Annotated in this window: 3 protein-coding genes and 1 pseudogene; 1 reads left to right on the top strand and 3 read right to left on the bottom strand. The window is 64.4% G+C overall.

From position 1 onward, the window contains the following. Both AAF481_20405 and AAF481_20400 read right to left on the bottom strand, forming a co-directional pair. A partial coding sequence (locus AAF481_20405) for an acetyl-CoA C-acyltransferase (GenBank protein ID MEM7483528.1) occupies nucleotides 1-845 on the bottom strand: 845 nt, incomplete at its 3' end. After that, a pseudogene (locus AAF481_20400) lies at nucleotides 842-1,096 on the bottom strand (3-hydroxyacyl-CoA dehydrogenase). The gene AAF481_20405 and the pseudogene AAF481_20400, both read right to left, overlap by 4 nt. Here AAF481_20400 and AAF481_20395 point away from each other — a divergent pair. Then, nucleotides 980-1,666, top strand: a complete 687-nt coding sequence (locus AAF481_20395; protein MEM7483527.1) for a serine/threonine-protein kinase — start codon at nucleotides 980-982, stop codon at nucleotides 1,664-1,666. The pseudogene AAF481_20400 and the gene AAF481_20395 sit on opposite strands and share 117 nt — an antisense overlap. Nucleotides 1,667-1,865: 199 nt before the next feature. Here the strand turns inward: AAF481_20395 and AAF481_20390 are convergent, their stop codons facing one another. Next, nucleotides 1,866-2,516: a deoxynucleoside kinase gene (locus AAF481_20390; GenBank protein MEM7483526.1), complete on the bottom strand. Its 651-nt coding sequence runs from the start codon at nucleotides 2,514-2,516 to the stop codon at nucleotides 1,866-1,868. Nucleotides 2,517-2,587 lie beyond the last annotated feature (71 nt).

Genomic DNA, 2,587 nt, shown 5'->3' with positions numbered 1-2,587 from the left:
CAGCCCGCCACGCAAAACCCCTTGAACGCGCCCATCGGTTCGATCCCGCGCCGCGCGGCCTCGTCGCTGTCCATCAGCACAAGCGCCGCCGCACCGTCGGACAACTGGCTTGCGTTGCCTGCGGTGACAAACCTGTCCGTCCCCCGCACCGGATCAAGCGAGGACAGGCCCTCGAGCGTGGTGCCCGGGCGGTTGCATTCGTCCCGGTCCACAACCACCTCGTGCTGCGTCACCTCGCCGGTGGCCTTGTCCTTGACCGCCATGGTGGTTGTCATCGGCACGATCTCGTCGTCGAACACACCCGATTGCTGGGCCGCCGCGATCCGCATCTGGCTGCGCAAACCATAGGCGTCCTGCGCCTCGCGGGTCACGCCGTAACGTTCGGCCACGATATCCGCGGTCTCGATCATGGCCATGTAGATCGCGGGCTTGTGCGCCACGATCCAGTCTTCGGGCGCAGGGCGTGTATTGGGCTGGACCATCGAGATGCTTTCGACGCCGCCCGCCACCATTGGTCCGGCCCCGTCCTGTGTTATCGCGTTGGCGGCAAGGGCCACGGTTTGCAGACCGGATGAACAGAACCGGTTTACGGTCATGCCCGAGGCGGTGATCGGCAGCCCCGCACGGATTGCGATCTGACGACCGATATTGGATCCGGTTTCGCCCTCGGGAAACCCGCACCCGATGATGCAATCCTCGATCTCGGCCCCGTCCAGCCCGGCCCGGGCCACCGCATGTTCAACAGCATGCCCGCCCATGGTTGCGCCATGGGTCATGTTGAAAGACCCGCGAAACGACTTGGCCAGCCCGGTGCGGGCGGCCGATACGATGACTGCTTCCTTCATGACGCGGCCTCCTTGTTCAGATCGTCAAAGCTGCGGCCCTCGGCCACAAGGGTTTCAAGAAGCGGTGCGGGCTGCCAGAAAAACCCGTCTTCCTCTGACCAGCGCCGGATATCCTCGAGAATGCCGGGCAGGCCCTGCATGTCCGCCCATTTGAGCGGCCCGCCGAAATAGCGCGGAAACCCGTAGCCAAAGAGCAGTGTCATATCCACGTCCAGCGGCCTGCGGGCAATGCCTTCGCCCACAACCCTGGCGTCGTGCACCGTGACATCCGGCCGTCGAACATCGTGCTGAGCCCGGAAGGCAAGGTCAAGCTGACCGACTTCGGCCTGGCGCTCGAGGTGGCCGCAGCGTCCGATGTGGCGGACGACGATCTGCCGCTTTCCGGTTCTCCCGCCTACATGGCGCCGGAGCAGGTCGCCAGCGAGCGCGTCGATGGCCGGACCGACATCTACGCCCTCGGTATCGTGACCTACGAATTGCTCACCGGCTCGCCCCCCTTCGTCGGCCGCTTGCACGAGATCCGCGAGCTACAGCGGACGACCCCGGTGCCCTCGCCGCGGTCCAAGGACTCGCGGGTACCGGAAGATCTCGAAGAGCTGGTGCGGCGCGCCACGGCCAAAGCGCCCGAAGACCGCTTCCAGAGCTGCGAGGAGATCGTCCGCCTCCTGGCCGAGGTGCAGGAGGTCGAGACCGGTCCCCTCGGGCTGGCAGTGAAGACGGTGACCTTTGTCTACAAGCCGTCGCTCGAGGCCACTGTCTCCCACCTGATCGAGAACCTTCAGGAGCGCGCCGACGAGATCGACGATCTCGAGGTCAGGTAGCTCCCCGCCTAGGTAGATCGAATAGCAGAACGACCGTTGGCCGGTCGTCCTTGTGGCCTGCGCCGCCGCTCCGGAAACTCGCCGGATCACTCCCAGACCGCATAATCCCTCGCCAAAAAGAGGCTTGTCCGTCTCGATCATCCTCCACGCTCGCTGCGTGCTCGCTCCACAAGGACGACCTCGCGAGGACAAACTCGGCCTAGCGGGTCGGGTCGAAGCGGGTGGCGTGGCGCAGGAAGCTGTGGTCGAGGTACTCGCGGCGGATCACCTGGGCCATCTCTTCGGCGGTGGCGTAGCGCTCGTAGTCGACGCGGATGACCGGGATGACGCGTGAGATGTCGGTGATGAAGTCTTCGTAGCCCTTGTAGAGAGCGCTGAGGTACTCCAGGGTGACGCCACTCTCGATGCCTCGGTTGCGGGCCTGGATGCGCTCCAGGGAGAGCTCGGGTGCAACGTCCAGGTAGACGATCACATTGGGCTTGCACATGAAGTTGGACATGTGGCGGAAGAGCTCGAGGTAGGTGCGGTAGTCGCGGTCGTCCATCATGCCCGACTCGGCCAGCATGCGGGCAAAGATCGAGTCTTCGTAGATCGTCCGATCCTGCACCGCCGAACGCCCGCGCCAGATGATTTCTTGGTGCTGTTGGAAGCGGCGGTTGAGCAGGTAGATCTGCATCGCGAAGGCGTAGCGCTCGGTCTCGCGATAGAAATCCGCCAGGTACTCGTTGTCGTCCACCGGCTCGTAGTAGACGTCGATCTCGAGATGCTTGCCCAGCGCCGTCGCCAGGGTCGATTTGCCGGCGCCGATCATGCCGGCGATGCCGATGAACAGGTTCTCGAAGTGGTCCATAGGGTGCGCTCCTCCGCGGCGAATGATAACCGACCGGTGCGATTGTGACCGGCCGGTCCGAGAGAGCTGTG

The sequence above is a fragment of the Acidobacteriota bacterium genome (assembly GCA_039030395.1).
Lineage (GTDB): Bacteria > Acidobacteriota > Thermoanaerobaculia > Multivoradales > JBCCEF01 > JBCCEF01.
This window is presented reverse-complemented; position numbering and strand designations above follow the sequence as displayed.

Coding starts and splice junctions, on each gene's coding strand:
- AAF481_20390 (MEM7483526.1), bottom strand. CDS start 2,516: ATGGACCACTTCGAGAACCTGTTCATCGGCATCGCCGGCATGATCGGC.